This window comes from Streptomyces sp. SN-593 (genome assembly GCF_016756395.1).
Lineage (GTDB): Bacteria > Actinomycetota > Actinomycetes > Streptomycetales > Streptomycetaceae > Actinacidiphila > Actinacidiphila reveromycinica.
Genome location: NZ_AP018365.1, coordinates 3,474,547 through 3,490,003 on the forward strand (window position 1 = coordinate 3,474,547; position 15,457 = coordinate 3,490,003).

A 15,457-nucleotide genomic window follows, 5' to 3' on the forward strand; every position below is an offset into this window, starting at 1 on the left:
GGGTCCCCTTCCCCCGGGCGGGGGCGCGGGAGCGGGCGGGTCAGGTGGAGGCCACGGCCGTGGCCAGCGCGTCGAGCGCGGACTCGGTGGACGTGGGGTCGGCTCCGCCCTGGGTCATGAAGGAGAACGTCAGGAGCCGTCCTCCCGAGGTCACCACGGTCCCCGCGATGGTGTTGGTGCCGGTGAGCGTCCCGGTCTTCGCGTGCACCAGGCCCGCCGCCGGCGACCCCCCGCCGAACCGCTCCGCGAGCGTCCCGGTGAAGTCGGCCACCGGCAACCCCGTCAGGACCGGCCGCAGTTCGTCGTGGCCGGGGCTCGCCGCCAGCGCGAGCAGCCGCGCGAGGGTGACCGGCGCCAGCCGGTCGTCGTGGTCCAGCCCGCTCCCGTCGTGGAACGACGCCTGCGGCAGCGGCACGCCGTACCGGGTGAGCGCCGCCCTGATGCCGGCGGCGCCCCCCGCGAAGCTCGCCGGCCGCCCGCTCGCGAGGGCGACCTGGCGGGCCAGCGCCTCCGCGAGGTCGTTGTCGCTGTTGGTGAGCATCTGCTCCACCAGGTCCGACAGGGGGGCGGACGCGTGGGTGGCGAGCGTGGTGCCGGCCACGGTCCCGTTCCTGCCGCCCGAGGCCGGGGCGACGCCGGTCACGGTGATCCCCTGCTTCCCGAGCAGGTCCGCGAAGCTCCCCGCCGCGCTGGCCGCCGGGTCGTACGCCCGGGCCGCCGGGCCGCTGCTGCTGTCGTCGAGCCGCCCCTCGTCCGCCATGAGCGCGGTGACCGGCGCGAGGTTCTCGTTGTGGCCGATCGGGTGCAGCGAGGGCCCGGTGTAGAGCGAGGTGTCGTAGCCGAGGTCGATCGTCGTGTGCCCGGCCGCCTTCAGCGCCTTCGCGGTGTCCTGCGCGAGCTGCCCCAGTTCCAAGGTCGGGTCGCCGCCGCCGACCAGCACCACCTGGCCCTTGGCGGTCCGCACCACCCGCGTGGTGAGCCGCTTGTCCGGGCCGAGCAGGCCCAGCGCCGCGGTGGCGGTGGCGAGTTTGGTGGTGGACGCGGGTGTCGTCGCGGACCCGTCCTGGTGGTCGTAGAGGACCGTGCCGGTGCCGGCGTCGATCACGACGCCGGTGCGCACCGGGCCCATGCCGTACGCCGACAGCAGCGGGTCGAGCTTCCCGGCGAGGCGGGTGGCGGTGCCCGCGGGCACCGGCGCCGCGGAGGCGCCGACCGGTGCCAGCACCGGTGCGGCGGCGGGGACGGCGGACGGCAGCGCGGAGGGTGTGCCGCCGGCCGGGGCCCCGGCGGTGGAGCCGTGCCCGGTCGCGGCCTTCCCGCCGGTGCGGCCGTCCGCGGCGTCCCGGGCGGCGGCGAAGTGCCGTTCCGCGGTGCGCTGGCCGCCCTGCCACGGTCCGGCCGCCACCGCCGTCCCGGCGGCCACGACCGCGCCTATCCCGGCGGATACCGCCACGACCTGCCACGTCCTGCCGAGCGGCACAGTCGACCAGCCCCTTTCGCGACCACCCCGATGCGTGGGAGACACTTAACCACCCACACTGTGTGCTGATCATTGAGGAGTAGGGCCGTGGAGTTCGACGTCACGATCGAGATCCCGAAGGGTTCCCGCAACAAGTACGAGGTGGACCACGAGACGGGTCGTATCCGCCTGGACCGCAGGCTCTTCACGTCCACGAGCTACCCGGCGGACTACGGTTTCATCGAGAACACCCTGGGCCAGGACGGCGACCCGCTGGACGCGCTGGTCATCCTGGACGAGCCGACCTTCCCGGGGTGCCTGATCACCTGCCGCGCCATCGGCATGTTCCGGATGACCGACGAGGCCGGCGGCGACGACAAGGTGCTGTGCGTGCCGGCGTCCGACCCGCGCGTGGAGCACCTGCGGGACATCCACAACGTGTCCGAGTTCGACCGCCTGGAGATCCAGCACTTCTTCGAGGTCTACAAGGACCTGGAGCCGGGCAAGTCGGTCGAGGGCGCGGACTGGGTGACCCGCGCCGAGGCCGAGGCGGAGATCGAGGAGTCCTTCCGCCGGCTGAAGGAGCAGGGCGGCCACTGACCCCGGCTTCCCGCACGGACGGGCCCGCGGCCGCTCCGGCCGCGGGCCCGCGCCGTGCGGGCGGGTACGGCCCTGCCCGCCCGGGCGGGTACGGGCCCGCGAGTCGTACGTGTACGGGCGCGGGCCCGCGAGTTGTACGCGTACGGGCGCGCGTGACGGGGCGTGGACGGACGGGCCCGCGTGGACGTACGGGCCCGCCCGGTCAGCGGGTGGTGCGGGAGGGCGCCTCGCGCAGGAGCAGGGTGACCACGAGGGCGGCGAGCAGGGCCACCCCCGCGCCCGCCAGCAGCGTCTGGTGGACGCCCGCCACGAACGCGTGCCGCGCCTGGCCGGCGGCCGGCCCGCCGGCCGCGCTCGCCCCGGCCAGCGACGAGCGGGCCGCCCGCGCGGCGGCCGGCGGCAGTCCGGCCGGCAGGTGCAGGTGCGCGCGGTAGCCGGCGCCGAGCACACTGCCGAGCACCGCGATGCCGAGCGCGCCGCCCACCTCGCGCGACAGGTCGTTCATCGCCGAACCGACGTTCTGGAGCGCGCGCGGCAGCGCGTCGGTGATCTCGGTGGTCGCCGGCGTCATCGCCAGGCCGGTGCCGGCCCCGAGCGGCACCAGGCCCGCGACGACCAGCCCGTACGGACTGCCGGTGTCCAGCCGGGAGAGCACCGCCATCGCCGCCGCCACCAGCACCAGCCCGGCCGTCCACGGCCGCCGCGCGCCGAAGCGCTCCACCAGCCGCGGGCTCAGCCGGGTGGCGGGCACCAGCGCCGCCGCCATCGGCAGCACGCTCACCGCGGCGGTCAACGGACTGTCGCCGCGGACCAGTTGCAGGTACTGCATGGCCACGAAGATGAAGCCGAAGAAGACGAAGAACTGGAGCGTGATCGACGCCGAACCGGCCGCGAACCGCCGGTTGCGGAACAACCTCGGGTCCAGCAGCGGGTGTTCGCGGCGCAGTTCCCATCCGACGAAGCCGGCGAGCACCAGCACGCCGAGTCCGGTCCCGCCCAGGGTCAGCGGATCGCCCCAGCCGCGGGTGGGCGCCTGGATCGCCGAGCAGACCAGCGCGAACAGCCCGGCCACCGCCAACAGCGCGCCCACCAGGTCGAGTCGGGGCCGCTCCGACTCCGCCGACTCCGGCACGAACACCAGGGTCCCGGCGGCGGCGACCACCGCGAGCACCACGTTGAGCAGGAACACCGAGCGCCACGACCAGGCTTGGAGCAGCAGGCCCGACGCGAGCAGGCCGGCGACCGCGCTCCCGCCGGCCACCGCGGTCCACGCGCTCACCGCCCTCGCCCGCTGCTCGCGCGGGAAGGTCGTGGTGAGGGTGGACAGCGTGGCCGGCATCACCAGCGCGGCGCCGGCGCCCAGCAGGCCGCGCAGGGCGATGAGCCGGCTCGGGTCGGTGGTGAGCGCGGCCAGGGCGGAGCCGGCAGCGAACAGGGTGAGCCCGGCCACCAGAGCCAGCCGCCGGCCGAACCGGTCGCCGAGCGCCCCGGCGGGCAGCAGCAGTGCGGCGAAGGCGAGGCTGTAGGCGTCCACGATCCAGGAAAGCTGCGTCTGGTCCGCGTGGGTGTCGCGGGCCAGGCTCGGCAGCGCGACGTTGAGCGAGGCCATCGCCGAGACCACCGCGCCCAGCGCGAGGCAGGTGAGGAACAGGACCACGCCGTGCCGGACGGCGGGCCCGGGCGGCTCGGCCGGCGCGGTGGCGGCGGTCCGGGGCGCCGCCGGGGCGACGGGCGGGGTAAGGGGCGGGGTGCCGCCGCGCGAGTCCGCGGTGCGCATGGGGGCCTCCTGGGGCGGGATGTGCGCTGACCCCCGCACGGTCCCCCGCGGCCGCGTCCGCCTGCCACGCCGATGAATTCCCGGTGCCGTCCGACCTGCGGCTCCTACCGGTCGGGCCGCCGCATCCGCCGTTCCTGACGAATTCCGGGCCGGCCGTGCAGGGCCAGCCGCAGGGACGGCCCGCAGTGCCGCACGACGTCCTCGACCGGCATGGACGCGATCGGTTCGAGGGCCAGCAGGTAGCGGGTCATGATGATGCCCGCGATCTGCGAGCAGAACGCCATGGCCCGCGCGTGGGCCTGCGGGCCGCCGACGCGGTCGGCCAGCTTCTCGACGACCTCCCGCTCCAGCATCTCCTTCACGAGTACGGCGAACGACTCCTCGGTCATCACGTTGCGCACCATGGCCACCAGCGCCGGGCCGGTCTCCTCGGCGTCCCAGATGGCCAGCATGGCGCGCAGCGCCCGCAGGCTCAGCGTGGCCGGGTCGCCGTCGAGCACCCGCACCAGCACCTCGGCCGGGTTCGCCACCAGCGCCATGGACGCGCCGAACAGGCCGCGTTTGGAGCCGAAGTAGTAGCTGATCAGGGCGGCGTCCACGCCGGCGTCCGCGGCGATCGCCCGCAGCGTCACCGCCTCGTAGCCGTGTTCGAGGAACAGCCGCCGCGCCGCGGCGAGGACGGCTCCGCGCGTGTCCGCCGCCCCGGGCCGGCGCCCCCGCCGGGCCGGTCCATCCCCCACCCGCCCCACGATCCTCTCGGCCGCCCGACCCGCCCCCGGGAGCGAACCTAGCCGACCTGCCGCGCGCCCGGTGCCCCTCCCCGGCGGACGCGGACCCGGCCATGCGGCGAACGGCACCGAGTTTGCCACCGTTTGACCCTCGACGGACGGCCGCGGACCGCATTTCCGGCCCTAATCGAAATCCCCCGGACCCGAGAGCAGTTCACCCGTCACAGGCGTTTCTCCCGCACCCGTACGACCAGTTGGACCCACCCGGCGCAGACCGCCGGGATTCGGTTACGAAGGGGCCTGCCGACCGCTACTGTCGTCCGCCCGGAGTTTCTTCACCAGTGCACCTGACCAGGGAGACAAGAGATCATGACGTACGACGCGCCGCCGCCCCCCGGCTCGCCGCAGCCACCGCAGAACGCGGGCGGCCCGTCCGGGGGTTCTTTCGACCCCTCTTCGGTCGAACGGCTCGACTGGGCGATTCTCGGAATCGGGTTCATCGTCCTCGTCTTCTCGTTCTTCGACTACTACTCCTGGGATTTCGGCGCCTACGGGGTCCACCTCGGCAGCGTGAGCTGGAGTGCCTGGCACTTCGACCACGGGCTGTTCATAGCCTGGTTCGCGATGGTCCTCACCGTGCTGGGCGCCGGCGCGCTGGCCCTCAGCCTGTTCGTCCCCGCGGTCCAACTCCCCGCCCCGGCCCGGGCGCTGACGTTCCTCGGCTTCGGCATCGGCTTCGTGCTCTACGTGATCGCGATCTTCGCCCACTCCGACTTCGGCCCGGACGGCGGTCACGCCTTCAGCTTCTGGCTCAGCCTGATCCTCGCCGGCGTCGGCGCGGTGATCGCGCTGCTGCGGGCCCAGCAGACCGGCACGCCGCTGCCCGGTGCGCTCGGCAACCTGCCGCGCGTCGGCCGCTGACCTTCCCCCGCGACCGGCGCCCGTCCACGGCGCCGGTCACGGCGCCGGTCCACGACGACCTCAGCCGGGCCGCCGGGCGTTCAGCCGGGCGGCCTGGCGCGTGAGGTGGTCCCGCTCGGCGAGGTTGGTCGCCTCGTGGGCCGCCTCGGCGTACAGCCGGGCCGCCGCCGCGAGGTCGCCGTCGCGCTCGCGCAGGTAGGCCGCCACCGCGGCGTGGCGGGGCAGTGAGGCGTCCACCTCGGCGAGCGCCGCGAGGCCGGGGCGCGGACCGTCCGCCTCGCCGACGGCCACCGCGCGGTTGAGCCGGACCACCGGGCTGCCGGTCAACCGCACCAACTCGTCGTACCACTCCACGATCTGCACCCAGTCGGTCTCCTCCGCCGTGGGCGCGTCCGCGTGCAGGGACGCGATGGCGGCCTGGGCCTGGTACTCGCCCAGCCGGTCGCGCGCGAGGGCGGCCTGGAGGACGCGTACGCCCTCGGCGATCATCCGGGTGTCCCACCGGCCGCGGTCCTGCTCGGCCAGCGGCACCAGGGCGCCGTCGGGGGCGGTGCGCGCGGCGCGGCGCGCGTGGTGCAGCAGCATCAGGGCGAGCAGCCCCGCGGCTTCGGGGTGGTCGATCCGGGCCGCGAGCTGCCGGGTGAGCCGGATCGCCTCGGCGGCGAGGTCCACGTCGCCGGAGTAGCCCTCGTTGAAGACGAGGTAGAGCACGCGCAGCACCGTCGCCACGTCGCCGGGCCGGTCGAGGCGCACCCCGGACACGGTGCGCTTGGCGCGGCTGATCCGCTGGGCCATGGTCGCCTCGGGCACCAGGTAGGCCCGGGCGATCTGCCGGGTGGTGAGCCCGCCGACGGCGCGCAGCGTGAGGGCGACCGCGGAGGACGGGGTCAGCGAGGGGTGGGCGCACAGGAAGTAGAGCCGGAGGGTGTCGTCGGCCGCGGACGCGGGACCGGCGTCCGGCTCCGCGTCCACGGCGTCCTCGCGCCGCCGGCGGGCGGCGTCCGCCCGGGTCGCGTCGAGGAACCGGCGCCAGGCCACGGTGACCAGCCAGCCCTTCGGATCGCGCGGCGGCTCGGCCGGCCAGGTCCGGACCGCCTCGACCAGGGCGTCCTGCACGGCGTCCTCGGCCGCCGCGAAGTCCGCTCCGCGGCGGACGAGGATCGCGAGCACGACGGGGGTGAGGCCGCGCAGCAGCGCCTCGTCCATGGGCGGGCCCGCACCGCCGCCCCGCTCCTCCCCCGACCCGCCCGGCACCCCCGACCCGCCCGGCACCCCCGCGCCTTCCCGGTTCACCCGCGTCACTCCGTGACCGTGGGCGCCTCGGTGAGGAACGGGCGCAGCTCCAGCCACTCGTGGATGGGCCGGCCGCCCGCGCCGGGCGCTGCCGAGAGTTCCCCGGCCAGTTCCACGGCGCGGTCGTGGCCGTCCACGTCGATCACCATCCACCCGGCGATGACGTCCTTGGTCTCGGCGAACGGGCCGTCGGTGACCGGCGGCCGCCCCTCGCCGTCGTAGCGGACCCACTCCCCGCCGGGTGCGAGCGCCTGGGAGTCGACGTACTCGCCGGTCTCCTCCAGCCGGGCCGCGAAGTCGTTCATGTACCGGATGTGGTCGGAGATCTCCTGCGGCGTCCACCGGTCCATCGGCACGTTGTTCACCGCGTCCGGGGCGCCGCGGTAGTGCTTCAGCAGAAGGTACTTGGCCATAGTGGTTCTCCTCGGTGCTGGGTGCGGCCCCTTGTGGTCGCGTTCCTAGCAGGGACGGAGCCGGCCGGCGGTTCTCGACATCCCCGGACGGGGCTTTTTCCCGCGGGGGGCGTACGGTCACGGGCCGGGCCGCGGCCGCACCGCCTCAGTCGCCGGCGCTCCGGCAGAGGAACTGCTCGAACGTGACCGCGCCGACGGCGTGTTCGGGCGCGAGGTGGCCGCCGTCCCGGAAGGCGCGGTAGGTCCGGCCGGTCAGCGGGACCCCGACCACGGGGCGCCGCCGCCCGCCGGCCCGCAGATAGGCCCGGGCGAGTTCGGCGAACCCCAGCACCTCGGGCCCGCCGACGTCGGGCACCCGCCCGGCCGGCTCACCGCCCGCGATCCCCGCCAGCCGCGCGGCGACCTCCGAGGCGTCCACGGGCTGGTCGCTCAGCCCCGCGGGCACGAACACGACCGGCAGCTTCGCCAGCGCCCTGAGCACCTGGAGCACCAGCTCGTGGAACTGCGTCGCCCGCAGCACGCTGAACCCGATCCCGGACTCCTCGATCATCTTCTCCACGGCGAACTTGCTGCGGTAGTAGCTGTACGGCACCCGGTCGACGCCGACGATCGAGATGTAGACGAGGTGCCGCACCCCCGCCCGCCGGGAGGCGTCGAGCAGGTGGCGGGCCGCCTCCTCGTCGCCGCCGCGCGGGCTGGACGCGCAGTGCACGACCGTGTCCACGCCCGCCAGCGCCTCGTCGAGGCCGGTCCCCTCGCGCAGGTCCACCGCGTACGGCGGTGCCGCGTGCCGGCTGAGCACCCGCACGTCGTGGCCGTCGGCACGCAGCCGGTCCACGACGAGCCGCCCGAGCGTTCCCGTACCGCCGGTCACCAACGTCGTCCTCGCCGCCATCGCCCTCGCCGTCCCTTCGGTGGGGGCGCTCCCCGCTGGAGCACCCTCACGGAGAAGGAACCGGCGGACGCCCGCCGATGTGACGACGCCACGCGCGTCGCCCCCCGGCTCACCCGGACGGGCCTACGCCGCCTCGGCGAGCTGGCGCGCCGCGAAGGCCAGCTTCTCCGGGTTCAGCACCGCCCACACGCCGGCGATGGCGTCGCCGCGCACGTCCATCCCGACGACCGCGTACAGCCGCCCGCCGAGCCACACCGCCACCGCCGGGGAGCCGTTCGCCTCGATCACGCGCACCGCCAGCACGTCGCCGGGGACGCCGCCGAGCTTGCCGACGGTGCCGGACAGGAAGCGCATCACCCTCACCCGGCCCAGGATCGGGCGCCGGGCCGCGCTGGCCTTGCCGCCGCCGTCGCTCCACCAGGCGACGTCCTCGGCGAGCAGTCTCTCCAGCCGCGCGAGGTCGCCCTCGCGCGCCGCGCTGACGAAGGACTCGACGAGCGCGCGCTGCCGCTCCACCGCGGGCGTGAACCGGGTCTCCCGGGCCGCCACCCGCTTGACCGCCCTGCCGTACACCTGGCGGGAGTTGGCCTCGGTCAGGTCGAGCACCCCGGCGATGTCCCGGTGGCTGTAGCCGAACGCCTCGCGCAGCACGTACACCGCGCGCTCGGTGGGGTTCAGCCGCTCCAGCAGCACCAGCAGCGCGGTGGACACGGCGTCGCGCTGCTCGGCGGACTCCAGCGGCCCGAGCGCGCCCTCCCGGGTCAGCACCGGCTCCGGCAGCCAGGGCCCGACGTAGCGTTCGCGCCGGGCCCGGGCCGACGTCAGCCGGTTCACGCACAGGTTGGTGACGACCTTGGCGAGCCACGCGCCCGGCTGCTCGATCGCGGCCCGGTCGGCGCGGCTCCACCGCAGGTACGCGTCCTGCACCGCGTCCTCCGCCTCCTCGGCGGACCCGAGCAGCCGGTAGGCCAGGCCGAACATCCTGCGGCGGTACTCCGTGAACTCCTCGGCGCTCCCAGACGTCACGCCGCCCAGCGTGCCACAGGGCGCGCTCCGCTCACCCGCCGGTCGGGACCAGCAGGGCGAGCAGCCCGGTGACGCGCTCCCCGGTGCCGGGGGTGTGCCACCCGGCGCTGAGGTGGGCGCGCGGGGCCGGGTCGGCCGGCACCTCGGTGGACGGGTCCAAGGCGCGCAGCAGGTGCAGGGTGTGGGCGGCGTACGCGGGCGTCTCGACGGCGAGCCGGGTGCCGTCGGGCCCGTTGGCGACGGTGGTGACGACGGCGTCCACGGGCAGCGCGGGGCCGTTGAGGGTCGGGACCACCGTGAAGTCCGCCGTGTCCGAGACGGACTGCGCCTGCGGCTCGGCCCGGTCCTGCACCAGCGCGAGCAACTGAGCCTGGAGTACGGGGTCGTGGGTCCCGTCGTAGACCCAGCGGTGGCCGAGCACGCCGTGCTCGGTGGTGCCGATCAGCGCGTGGTCGGCGCCGTCGAGCGCCGCACCGCGGTACGTCAACGGGACCAGGTAGGCGCGCCCTTCGCCCTCACCGGAGGTGTCGGTGACCACCATGAACTCGATGCCCACCTCGCCCGCGGGGTCGTCCAGCCGGAACCCGCCGGACTTGTCGAGTACGGGCGCCCGCCCGGTGCCTGCGTACCAGGGCTGGGCCGCCAGCCACGGCGCGACGAGTTCCACCTTGCTCGGTACCAGCGTGGTGTTGTGGATGAAAGCCATGGGGCCAGCTCATCCGAGAACGCCCGCACGGGTCAAGGCGACCGGCGCGCGAACGGGCACGCGGCCGGTGAGGCGGCGCAAGCGGACGGGCGATCGACCGCTTGCGCCCTCAGGTGTCGGACCGGTTCAGACCCTCGGGAACTCGTCGGCGCGCACCGCGCCCACGAACGACGCCCACGCCTCCGCGGAGAACGCCAGCGCGGGCCCCTGGGGGTCCTTCGAGTCGCGGACCGGGACCACACCCGTGAAGCCGTCGGCGACCTCGACGCAGTTGCCCCCATCGGCGTTGCTGTACGACGACTTGCGCCACGTGGCAGCGCTCAGGTCCGTGGCAGGAGTGAACATGATGCGTGGTCCTCCAGTGCGGTTCGGATCATGGCCAAGGAATGCTCCGGCGTGAGCGCGAAGTCCCTGAAGCGATCGTAGGCCAACCGCAGGTGCTCCACCTCCTCGGAATCCTCGATCAACTGGCCATTGATGCTGCCTTCCAAGTAGGCAATGTTGCGGCCGCTGGGCAACCAGAGCATCGTCAGGGAGCCGCCCAGCAAGTCGTTCGGACCTGCCTCGAACGGCACGACGTGCAGCGTGACGTGAGGCAACTCTGCTGCCTGAATGAGCCGTTCAAGCTGCTCCGCCCAAGCATCCGGGTCCTTGATGCCGCGTCGAAGCGCCCCCTCGTCGATCAGGCCTCGGTAGTCCAGCAAGTTGGCGGTCCCGAAGATTCGCGCTTGGCGCTCCATCCGCTGGCGCACGCGCTCCGCCACTACGTGCTCGGGGAGCCCTCGCCGCGTGCGAAACAACGCCTCGGCATACCGCTCGGTCTGGAGCAGTCCGGGGATCACCCCCGCGACGAACTCCTGCATTCCACCGGCTTCCGTCTCCACGTCCATGAAGCCCTCGTACCGGCCCTGTTTCTTCTCCAGCTTGGCCAGTTCCCACAGGTCCGCGAGCAGGTCGCCGGTGCCGTAGAACTTGTCGAGCACCCTGGGGACGTCGGACGAGCCGAGGCGTTCGCCCTTCTCCAGCCGGTGCAGGTAGGACTGCTCGTACTTGGTCTCCGCGCCGAGCTGGATCAGGCTCAGGCCCGTCTTCTCCCGCTGCCGGGCCAGCTCCTTGGCGTAGATCCGCCGCGCGGAGGGCCTCTGGTCACTGCTGGCGTCGCCGTTGCTGTTGCTCATCGCACGCCCCTTCCTCTCCTGTTGCCGGAAAGCCAGGACAAGAGCCCTCCCGCGCACGGGAGTCGAGGCTCCGACCTGGCCTCCTTCGTTCCTGTTGATCCGTCACGGCTCGCCGCATTGCCTGCGGGCATAGGCAAATAAGCCCCTTTGCCCGGACAAAGGCTCACCTGAAACAGATCGTAGGGGCATGCACCGGCCCTTGTGCACGGAACGTCAGGATTCGCTCACAAACAGCTCGCCTTCGATCACTCCGGTCACCATCCGCCCCACCCGGCATCTCGGTCCGTGTGACCGACACGACACAGCGTCACCGTTGCTCCGGAGATCGGAGCTGCCTACTGTCACGGCCATCTGACGCAACGCAACCGGGGGATGGTCGAATTGGGCGGACAGATGGTGGACAACCCGCGCCGCGCCTGGCTCCAGTCACTGCTGTCGAGCATCGACACGACGCTGGCCGCGATGCGGCCCGTCCTGGACAAGCCCGCCTCCGACTTCGGCGGCGGCAAGGCGTGGATCGGCACGGACGCGGCGACGAGGTTCCAGGCGGACCTGACCGGCCGCAGGAACTCCGTGCACACGCTGACCGACGGGCTGCGGGACGTCGTGCAGAACGCGCTCAGGGCGGAACCGCTCCAGGTCACGGAGGGCCAGGCCCGGCAGATGCGGATGGACCACGAACACGGCTGGTGACGCGCTCCGTCCACCCGTCACCCTGACCTCAACGCCCGTTCCCGGGGGGGACCATGACCAAGATCGCGGCGATAGACACCACCGTGCTCGCCCAGGCCATCAAGAAGATGGACACCGGCGCCCACACGCTCACCACCAACTGCCAGTCGCTGACGAGCCAGTTCGGCACGTACGGCCTCGACACGACCAACCTGCGCAAGCTGGAGGCCATCGCCACCTGGACCCGTGACCAACTCCCCGACCTGCGCCGCCGGCACGCCCTGGCGGTGCAGATCGGCCAGGGCGACCCCCATGTCAAGGTCCCCGAGCCCATCTCCGTCCCGGTCGCGGACGCGTACCTCTTCCAGCAGGCGACGAAGAACCACGACCAGGCCGGCCTGGACCTGGTCAAGAGCGACCTGGCCAGGAACCTGGGCGATCCCGCCTTCCTCAAGGCGTACGCCGACGCGTCCCCCGACGACATCACCGCGTTCCAGGGGCTGCCGGCGGTCGACGCGGACAAGCTCAGCCGCCTGCGGCTGGCGGAGTGCCTGAAGGCGACGGACTGCCCGCAGCAGCTCAAGGACCTGTCGGCGTACCTCGACGGGAACAGCATCAGCCAGCCGTTCCTGCTCGGGTTCGACGCCAAGGGCAAAGGCCACGTGGCCCTGTCCTTCGGCAACCCGGACACCGCGAAGAACACCGCCGTCTACGTCCCCGGCACCGGCGCCCACGCAAGCGACGGCGACATGGACCGCGCGCTGACGCTGTTCAACTCCGCCAACGGCACGAAGAACGGGACGCCCCACTCGACGGCGTCGATCTACTGGCTGGGGTACGACGCGCCGGGCTGGAGCGTGCCCGGGCCGGCGTCGCCGGCCTCCGCCAACGACGGCGCGCCGAAGCTGGCCGCGTTCGTGAAGGCGTTGCAGGCCGACCACACCGGCAGCGGCCACCTCACGGTGATCGGCCACAGCTACGGGACCACGCTGGTGGGCGACGCGGCCGCGCACTTCGGGATGCGGCCGAACGACATCGTCTTCGTCGGCTCCCCCGGTGTCACCGTGGAGAAGGCGTCCCAACTCGGCATCGGGGCCGACCACGTGTGGGCGAGCAAGAAGAAGTTCGATCCCGTCCCGGAGATCGCCCTGCCGCTCGATCCCCTGCACTTCCTGGACGACCACAGCGACCTTTTCGGCAACGACCCGACCTCCACCACGTTCGGGGGCAGGACCTTCGACTCCGGGGACGGCAGCGGCGAAGGGCACGCCCACAGCGAGTACTGGGACGCGGGACCGTCCCTGGACAACATGACCCGCATCGTGACCGGGCACCCGGGCAAGGTCTCCGCGATGTCCACCGAGGAGAAGGCCGGCGCGCTGCCCAACTTCGCCGACTTCGTCGTGGACCCGGGGGCGGGCGTCGACGAACTGGTCGGCTCCGGGCTCCAGAACGCGGGCCACGCGATCGGCGGATACTGGGGGCGGCCGGTGGAGGACAGCGGTGACGTGCTCCACGACGTCGGCCAGACGCAGAACGACCTCATCAGCTCCGTCACCGACCTGGCCAGCGCCGATCCGGGAGCGACCGTGCACGACCTTGAGGACGCCGGCAGTTCGGTCGTGGACGCGGGCAAGAACGCCGTCCACGTGGTGACCGACTTCTTCTAGCAGGAGCGATGAACCGACACACGCGCACAGGCAGCTTGGCCGCCACGGGAGCTGTCACGCTGCTCCTCACCCTCACGACCGCCTGCGGCGTGGCGCACAAGGGTGACGTCCAGCCCGACGCCGTCGAGAAGCAGGCGCATACCTTCACCACACAGACCCTCGACGCCCTTCGCTCCACCATCGGCGCACCTACGACGACGACCTACGAGAACAAGTGGACCAAGTGCGCCACCGAGACACCCGGCCAGCACCGCTTCGAATACGTCTACGCGGTGACCATCCCCGTGCCGACCTCCAAGGCGAAGCCCGCGCTGGCCGCGGCACGAGCCGACTTCACCCGCCGCGGCTACACCCTCGCCTACGTACCGAACCCGAGTAGTGGCGCCGGAGCTACGCCTCCGAAGACCAAGTGGATCATCAACCTCAACGTTCGCACCACCTCGTTCCTCTTGTACGTCGACTCCGACTGCGTCTTCACCCGCCACGACCCCAAAACCACCTCTTGACCCGCACTATGCACACACCGAAATCCGTTGCCCGCGCACACAATTGACACACCGCCAGCACGTGCAGGGCACACGGACGACGGCCCGCCGGGGAAGTCCGGCGGGCCGTCACCGTGAGGAGGTCGTGCGGATCAGTTCAACGGGATGTCGAAGTTCTTCGCGGTGATCGACGTGCCGTCGGACGCCTGCGCGGCGAGGCGCTTGTAGCGCAGCACCAGCTTCTTCGTGTCCTTGTCCGGGGTGAACACGACCCACCCGGTCGTGGTCTTGCCCGTCTCGGCGTCGGGCAGCGGCGGGTAGCCGGCGGCCTTGATCTCGTCGTCGAGGATCGTGGTGCTCCCCTGGTCGATGCCGTTCGACATGCCGGTGAGGTAGAAGGAGTCCGCCCCGAAGGTGTCGTAGTACTTGCTGCTCGCGGTCACCTTCACGTCCACGAGGACCACCTCCTCGTCCTCCAGCGCGGAGTACTTGCTCTTGGACGCGGCCGAGGGCTGGTACCCGCTCACGTACTTGAGCACGGTGGCCTTGTCGCCCATCACGTCGTCGGTGAAGGACTTGTCGACCGTCACCGCGGCGGCCGACGACCCGCCGTCGTCGCCGCTGTCGTCCGTCGTCGCGGCGGGACTCGTCGCGGGCGCGGCGGTGGTGGCCGGCGCGGACGCGGACGTCGTGGACGACGCACTCGCGTCGTCCGACGAACCGGAGTCGTCGTTGCACGCGGTGAGCAGCGCGCCGCCCGCGAGGACCGCGGCTATGACGGGAAGACTGGTACGAACGTGAACACGCATGGTGCGGAACCCCGTTTCGGAATGCGGACTCCGAAATCGGCCCCCATTGCCTCCCCCGAAGTCGCCGCATTCATTGAACTTCGAATACTGACAACGGCTCGCCACTATACATGTGCGCTTCCGCGCCCCCACCGGCCATTTCCCGGGCCGCCTTCACCCGTTTCCTCCGGCTTTCCCGCCACCCGGAACGCCCCTTCCGGCACGGCCGTCCCCGCACCCCCGCGCCACGGGGACAGAACCGGAACCGAAGCGGAACGCAATCAGCACATCCCCGCCGCGGGTCCGCCGGGACCGCCCCCGCCCCCGGCCTCTCGGGTACGTTCGACCGCGTGAACAGCACCGCGGGTGAGACCGCCGTCCACCATCTGATCGCCCGGTACGCCGAGTTGGTCGACACCGGGGACTTCGCCGGGGTCGGCGCGTTGTTCGCGCACGCCCGCTTCATCGGCAGCGGCGAGCCCGTCGAGGGCCGGGACGGCGGGGTGGAGCGGATGCTCCGCGACAGCGTGATCCGGTACGAGGACGGCACGCCGCGCACGCACCACGTCACCACGAACATCGTCGCCGAGGTGGACGAGGAGGCGGGCACCGCCCACGCGCGCTCCTACGTGACGGTGTACCAGGCCCTTCCCGACTTCCCGCTCCAGGCCGTGGCCGCGGGCCGCTACGGTGACCGCTTCGAACGGCACGACGGGCAGTGGCGGTTCGCGGAGCGCCGGGTCCGCATCCACCTGGTGGGCGACGTCAGCCGGCACCTGCGCGCGTAGGGCCTGTCCGGCGGATCGTGCCGGTCGAGTTCGCGGAGGTGCCGGCGCTCCAGGCGCG

At 72.8% G+C, this 15,457-nt stretch carries 17 protein-coding genes; 6 read left to right on the forward strand and 11 right to left on the reverse strand.

Annotated elements, in window-relative coordinates; all coding sequences use genetic code 11:
• Positions 1–40: 40 nt before the first annotated feature.
• Positions 41–1,453 carry a D-alanyl-D-alanine carboxypeptidase/D-alanyl-D-alanine endopeptidase gene (gene dacB / locus RVR_RS14310; protein ID WP_237404734.1) on the reverse strand — a complete coding sequence of 471 codons (1,413 nt, stop codon included), beginning with the start codon at positions 1,451–1,453 and terminating at the stop codon, positions 41–43.
• Positions 1,454–1,567: 114 nt separating this feature from the next.
• On the opposite strand from dacB, the gene RVR_RS14315 reads away from it, so the two are divergent.
• A complete protein-coding gene (locus RVR_RS14315) occupies positions 1,568–2,059 on the forward strand; it encodes an inorganic diphosphatase (protein WP_202234223.1) in 492 nt (163 codons plus the stop codon).
• Positions 2,060–2,261: 202 nt separating this feature from the next.
• On the opposite strand, the gene RVR_RS14320 is transcribed toward RVR_RS14315, so the two are convergent.
• Together RVR_RS14320 and RVR_RS14325 are read right to left on the reverse strand one after the other, a co-directional pair.
• Entirely contained in the window at positions 2,262–3,836 is a 1,575-nt protein-coding gene (locus tag RVR_RS14320) for an MFS transporter (protein ID WP_202234224.1), read from the reverse strand.
• 104 nt (positions 3,837–3,940) lie between these two features.
• A complete protein-coding gene (locus tag RVR_RS14325; RefSeq protein WP_202234225.1) occupies positions 3,941–4,576 on the reverse strand; it encodes a TetR/AcrR family transcriptional regulator in 636 nt (211 codons plus the stop codon).
• Positions 4,577–4,933: 357 nt separating this feature from the next.
• On the opposite strand from RVR_RS14325, the gene RVR_RS14330 reads away from it, so the two are divergent.
• Entirely contained in the window at positions 4,934–5,485 is a 552-nt protein-coding gene (locus RVR_RS14330) for an NfeD family protein (RefSeq protein WP_202234226.1), read from the forward strand.
• A gap of 60 nt (positions 5,486–5,545) precedes the next feature.
• On the opposite strand, the gene RVR_RS14335 is transcribed toward RVR_RS14330, so the two are convergent.
• The 7 genes from RVR_RS14335 to RVR_RS14365 all read right to left on the reverse strand — a co-directional run bounded on the left by RVR_RS14335 (position 5,546) and on the right by RVR_RS14365 (position 10,996).
• Complete coding sequence (locus RVR_RS14335) at positions 5,546–6,691, reverse strand: RNA polymerase sigma factor (RefSeq protein WP_202238628.1); 1,146 nt, start codon at positions 6,689–6,691, stop codon at positions 5,546–5,548.
• Between the two features lie 92 nt (positions 6,692–6,783).
• On the reverse strand, positions 6,784–7,191 hold the full coding sequence (locus RVR_RS14340; RefSeq protein WP_202234227.1) for a YciI family protein: 408 nt from the start codon (positions 7,189–7,191) through the stop codon (positions 6,784–6,786).
• Between the two features lie 145 nt (positions 7,192–7,336).
• Entirely contained in the window at positions 7,337–8,086 is a 750-nt protein-coding gene (locus RVR_RS14345) for an SDR family oxidoreductase (protein WP_202234228.1), read from the reverse strand.
• Between the two features lie 123 nt (positions 8,087–8,209).
• Positions 8,210–9,112, reverse strand: coding sequence for an RNA polymerase sigma-70 factor (locus RVR_RS14350; protein ID WP_202234229.1), 903 nt, complete (start codon positions 9,110–9,112; stop codon positions 8,210–8,212).
• A 31-nt stretch (positions 9,113–9,143) separates the two neighbouring features.
• Entirely contained in the window at positions 9,144–9,818 is a 675-nt protein-coding gene (locus RVR_RS14355) for a maltokinase N-terminal cap-like domain-containing protein (RefSeq protein ID WP_202234230.1), read from the reverse strand.
• A 126-nt stretch (positions 9,819–9,944) separates the two neighbouring features.
• Positions 9,945–10,163 carry a DUF397 domain-containing protein gene (locus tag RVR_RS14360; protein WP_202234231.1) on the reverse strand — a complete coding sequence of 73 codons (219 nt, stop codon included), beginning with the start codon at positions 10,161–10,163 and terminating at the stop codon, positions 9,945–9,947.
• On the reverse strand, positions 10,139–10,996 hold the full coding sequence (locus RVR_RS14365) for a helix-turn-helix domain-containing protein (protein WP_202234232.1): 858 nt from the start codon (positions 10,994–10,996) through the stop codon (positions 10,139–10,141). Before RVR_RS14365 ends, RVR_RS14360 begins: the two co-directional genes overlap by 25 nt.
• 372 nt (positions 10,997–11,368) lie before the next feature.
• Between RVR_RS14365 and RVR_RS14370 the strand changes: the two genes are divergently transcribed.
• The 3 genes from RVR_RS14370 to RVR_RS14380 are packed head-to-tail and all read left to right on the forward strand — an operon-like array spanning position 11,369 to position 13,844.
• A complete protein-coding gene (locus tag RVR_RS14370; RefSeq protein ID WP_202234233.1) occupies positions 11,369–11,689 on the forward strand; it encodes a hypothetical protein in 321 nt (106 codons plus the stop codon).
• A gap of 53 nt (positions 11,690–11,742) precedes the next feature.
• Positions 11,743–13,338, forward strand: a complete 1,596-nt coding sequence (locus tag RVR_RS14375) for an alpha/beta hydrolase (protein WP_202234234.1) — start codon at positions 11,743–11,745, stop codon at positions 13,336–13,338.
• Positions 13,339–13,346: 8 nt separating this feature from the next.
• Positions 13,347–13,844, forward strand: a complete 498-nt coding sequence (locus RVR_RS14380; protein WP_202234235.1) for a hypothetical protein — start codon at positions 13,347–13,349, stop codon at positions 13,842–13,844.
• Positions 13,845–13,975: 131 nt separating this feature from the next.
• Here the strand turns inward: RVR_RS14380 and RVR_RS14385 are convergent, their stop codons facing one another.
• Entirely contained in the window at positions 13,976–14,632 is a 657-nt protein-coding gene (locus RVR_RS14385) for a hypothetical protein (protein WP_202234236.1), read from the reverse strand.
• Positions 14,633–14,961: 329 nt separating this feature from the next.
• On the opposite strand from RVR_RS14385, the gene RVR_RS14390 reads away from it, so the two are divergent.
• The gene (locus tag RVR_RS14390; protein WP_237404735.1) at positions 14,962–15,399 is read left to right on the forward strand and encodes a nuclear transport factor 2 family protein; all 438 of its coding nucleotides are present in this window, start codon (positions 14,962–14,964) and stop codon (positions 15,397–15,399) included.
• Positions 15,400–15,457: the final 58 nt, after the last annotated feature.

Coding starts and splice junctions, on each gene's coding strand:
- RVR_RS14320 (WP_202234224.1), bottom strand. CDS start 3,836: ATGCGCACCGCGGACTCGCGCGGCGGCACCCCGCCCCTTACCCCGCCC.
- RVR_RS14330 (WP_202234226.1), top strand. CDS start 4,934: ATGACGTACGACGCGCCGCCGCCCCCCGGCTCGCCGCAGCCACCGCAG.
- RVR_RS14335 (WP_202238628.1), bottom strand. CDS start 6,691: ATGGACGAGGCGCTGCTGCGCGGCCTCACCCCCGTCGTGCTCGCGATC.
- RVR_RS14340 (WP_202234227.1), bottom strand. CDS start 7,191: ATGGCCAAGTACCTTCTGCTGAAGCACTACCGCGGCGCCCCGGACGCG.
- RVR_RS14345 (WP_202234228.1), bottom strand. CDS start 8,086: ATGGCGGCGAGGACGACGTTGGTGACCGGCGGTACGGGAACGCTCGGG.
- RVR_RS14355 (WP_202234230.1), bottom strand. CDS start 9,818: ATGGCTTTCATCCACAACACCACGCTGGTACCGAGCAAGGTGGAACTC.
- RVR_RS14360 (WP_202234231.1), bottom strand. CDS start 10,163: ATGTTCACTCCTGCCACGGACCTGAGCGCTGCCACGTGGCGCAAGTCG.
- RVR_RS14365 (WP_202234232.1), bottom strand. CDS start 10,996: ATGAGCAACAGCAACGGCGACGCCAGCAGTGACCAGAGGCCCTCCGCG.
- RVR_RS14370 (WP_202234233.1), top strand. CDS start 11,369: ATGGTCGAATTGGGCGGACAGATGGTGGACAACCCGCGCCGCGCCTGG.
- RVR_RS14375 (WP_202234234.1), top strand. CDS start 11,743: ATGACCAAGATCGCGGCGATAGACACCACCGTGCTCGCCCAGGCCATC.
- RVR_RS14380 (WP_202234235.1), top strand. CDS start 13,347: ATGAACCGACACACGCGCACAGGCAGCTTGGCCGCCACGGGAGCTGTC.
- RVR_RS14385 (WP_202234236.1), bottom strand. CDS start 14,632: ATGCGTGTTCACGTTCGTACCAGTCTTCCCGTCATAGCCGCGGTCCTC.